Annotated in this window: 2 protein-coding genes; both read right to left on the bottom strand. The window is 76.5% G+C overall.

Features of this window, described 5'->3' with window-relative positions:
* The coding region (locus VGR37_21730; GenBank protein HEV2150033.1) for a type I polyketide synthase at positions 1-3,263 on the bottom strand (3,263 nt) is incomplete at its 3' end.
* The coding region (locus VGR37_21725; GenBank protein ID HEV2150032.1) for an acyl carrier protein at positions 3,260-3,609 on the bottom strand (350 nt) is incomplete at its 5' end. The genes VGR37_21730 and VGR37_21725, both read right to left, overlap by 4 nt.

Raw genomic sequence — 3,609 nt, 5'->3', positions numbered from 1 at the left:
CCCTCCCGCAGCGCGGCGTAGTACGCCTCCGCCGTCACGGCGTCGCCGCAGCGGGCCTCCACCTCTTCGGGCGGGTCGAGCCGCGCGGCGTACGGCGCGCTCTCCGTCGGCGCCGGCCGCAGGGTGCCGCGCAGGTGGAGCGTCCACTCCGCGTCCCCGTCGCCCTCCGGGCGGCTGTGGACGCGGAGGGTCGCGCCCCCGTCCTCCACCTCCGCGACGGCCTGCACCACCCGCCCGCCCTCCGCGGGCCAGAAGAGCGGGTTGACGTAGCGCACGCCGGCCAGCTCGCACCCGCCGAACAGCTCCGTCCCGGCGGCCAGCGCCAGCTCCAGGAGCGCGGACTCCGGGAGGAGCGCGGTGCCGCGGAAGCGGTGGCCGTCCAGGTACAGCGGCGAGCGGGCGTCGTGGCGCGCCTCCCAGACGGTGAGCCGCGCGGGGTGCGCCAGGCGGGTGGCGCGCCCGAGCAGCGGGTGCCCGGCGCCCGCACGGGCGTCCGCCGTGCGGTGCGCGCCGGGGGCGGGGGCGTCCGGGAGCTCCAGCCAGTAGCGCTCGCGCTGCCAGGGGTAGGTGGGGAGCTCCACGCCGGCCACGCGGCCGGGGTGGAGGCGGCGCCAGTCGGGGGAGCAGCCGCGGGCGTAGAGGGCGCCCAGGGTGGCGAGCATCACCGCGCGCTCCTCCTCCTCCCTGCGCCCGGAGGGGAGCGCCACCGCCTCCGCGCCCGCGTGGCGGAGCGTCTGCTCCAGCGCGGGGACGAGCACCGGATGCGGGCTCACCTCCACGAAGGCGTCGTGCCCCCGCTCCAGCAGCCCCTCCACCGCCGCGGCGAAGCGCACCGGCTCGCGCAGGTTGCGCCCCCAGTACGCCGCATCCAGCACGCTCCCCTCCTCCAGGCGGCCCGTCACGGTGGAGTAGAACGGCACCTCCGCGGCGCGCGGGCGGATCCCGGCCAGCGCCTCCATCAGCTCCCCCAGGAGCGGCTCCACCTGGGGCGAGTGCGAGGCCACGTCCACCTGCACCCTCCGGCAGAACACGTTCTCTTCCGAGAGGCGCGCCAGCACCTGCTCGATCGCCTCCGGCTCTCCGGAGAGCACACAGGAGCGGGGGCTGTTGCTGACCGCCACCGAGAGGCGCTCCTCCAGCCCGGCGATGGCCTGCTGCGCCTCCTCGGCCGACATCTCCACCACCGCCATGGCACCCCGCCCGGCGATGCCGCGCAGGAGGCGGCTGCGCAGGCAGATCACGCGCGCGGCGTCCTCCAGCGACAGCGCGCCGGCCACGTGCGCGGCGGCCACCTCGCCCATGCTGTGCCCCACCACCGCCTCCGGCTCCACGCCCCAGCTCCGCCACAGCGCGGCCGTGGCCGTCTGCAGCGCGAAGAGGGTCGGCTGCACCACGTCGATGCGCTCCAGCTGCCCCCCCGTGGCGATCACCTCGGCGAGCGACCAGTCCACGTGCGGGGCGAAGGCCCGCTCGCAGGCTTCCACGGCCGCGCGGAAGACCGGCTCCTCTTCCACCAGGCGCCGCCCCATCCCCACCCACTGCGACCCCTGCCCCGGGAAGACGAAGGCGATCCTGCGGCGCCCGCGCGCGGCCTTCGCCGCCGCCCACCCCGGCGCCGGCTCCCCGGCCAGGAAGGCGTCCAGCGCGCCGCGCACCTCCTCCGCCGTGTGGCCCACCACGGCCAGGCGGTGGTCGTAGTGGCTCCGCCGCGCCCCGGCGGTGAAGGCCACGTCGCGCAGCGGGGGGCCGTCCGGCTCCGCCAGGAGGGCGCGGTACGACTCCGCCAGCGCCTCCAGCGCCGGGCGGCTCTGCGCCGAGAGCGGGAGGAGCACCGCGGCGCCGTCCGCCGGGGCCTCCCGGGCCTCGCCGGGCGCCTCCGCGCCGGCCGGCGCCTCGCCCACGACCACGTGGACGTTGGTGCCCCCGAAGGAGAGCGAGGTCACGCCGGCCAGCGCGGGCTCGTCGTACGGCCAGGGGGTGAGCCGGTCCTGCACCCGGATCCGCAGCTCTTCGAAGGGGATGTGCGGGTTGGGGGTGTGGAAGTGGATGCTGGGCGGGAGCATCCGGTGGCGGACGGCGAGCGCCGTCTTGATGAGCCCCGCCAGCCCGCCCACCATCTGCAGGTGGCCGATGTTGCTCTTGACCGAACCCACGTACAGCGGCCGGTCGGCGGGGCGCCCCTCGCCCAGCACCGAGCCCAGCGCCTGCGCCTCGATGGGGTCGCCCAGGATGGTGCCGGTGCCGTGTGCCTCCACGTAGTGCACGCGCGACGGCTCCACCCCGGCGCGGGCGTACGCCTCGCGGAGCAGGGTCTCCTGCGCGGGGCGGCTGGGCGCGGTGAGCCCGTTGCTGCGGCCGTCCTGCGCCACCGCGCTCCCCAGGATCACGGCGTACACCGGGTCGCCGTCGGCCCGGGCGCGGGAGAGGGGCTTGAGGACGATGGAGGCCACGCCCTCGCCCAGCGCGATCCCGTCCCCGGCGGCGTCGAAGGCCTTGCACCGCCCGTCGGGGGAGAGCACCCCCAGCTTGGAGAACCAGGTGATCCCCTCCGGGATCAGGAGCAGTCCCGAGCCCCCGGCGACGGCGAGCGAGCACTCGCCGCGGCGCAGGCTCTCGCACGCCACGTGGACGGCCAGGAGCGCCGCGGAGCAGACCGCGTCCACGGTGTAGCTGGGGCCGCGCAGGTCCAGCAGGTACGAGAGGCGGTTGGCGACGATGGCGCCGAACGACCCGGTGGCCGTGTAGCAGTTGGCGCCGAAGCGGTCCGCCACGTTCATCATGGCGTACTCGCTGTGGGCCAGTCCCACGAAGACGCCGGTGCGGCTCCCGGCCAGCGCCTCGCGCGGCTGCCCGGCGTCGTCCAGCGCGTCCTGCACCACCTCCAGGAAGAGGCGCTGCTGCGGGTCCATGCTGGCCGCCTCCCAGTCGGAGATCCCGAAGAAGCCGGCGTCGAAGCGGTCCACGCCGCGGAGGAAGCCGCCCCAGCGGGTGATCATCTTCCCCGCGGCGTTGGGGTCCGGGTCGTAGTACTCGTCCACGTCCCACCGCTCCGGGGGGATCTCGGTCACGGCGTCCACCCCGTCGCGCACCAGCCGCCAGAACGACCCGGGGTCGTCCGCGCCGCCGGGGAAGCGGCAGCCGATGCCGACGATGGCGATGGGCTCGCGCTGGGCGCGCTCCACCGCCTCCAGGCGCGCGCGCATCTCCTTGACCGCGAGCAGCGCACGCTGCAGCGGGGTCAGCTCGTCCGGGGTCGAGGTCATTCGGTCACCAGGGTAGCGAGTTCCACCAGGAGCTGCCGCTCGGCCTCCTCGTCGGAGAGCGAGCGCACCTCCGCCACGAGCACGGCGTCTTCGGGGGACGCGCCGCCGGTCCCGCCCGCGGCGGGCGCGGGGGCGGGGGCGGTCTCCCGGTCCAGGAAGGCGGCGAGCGCGTCCAGGGTGGGGTGGTCGAAGAGGAGGGTGGCCGGGAGCCCCCGGCCGATGGCGGCGCCCAGCGCATTGCGCAGCTCCACCGCCATGAGCGAGTCGAAGCCCATCTCCTGCAGCGGGCGCGACGGGTCCACGGCGCGCGGGGCGAGCCCCAGGAGCCGCGCGGCCTGCTCGCGGA

Source organism: Longimicrobiaceae bacterium (assembly GCA_035936415.1).
Classification (GTDB): Bacteria; Gemmatimonadota; Gemmatimonadetes; order Longimicrobiales; family Longimicrobiaceae; genus JAFAYN01.
Note: the sequence above shows the minus strand (reverse complement) of the source record. Positions and strands in the feature narration are given on the sequence as shown.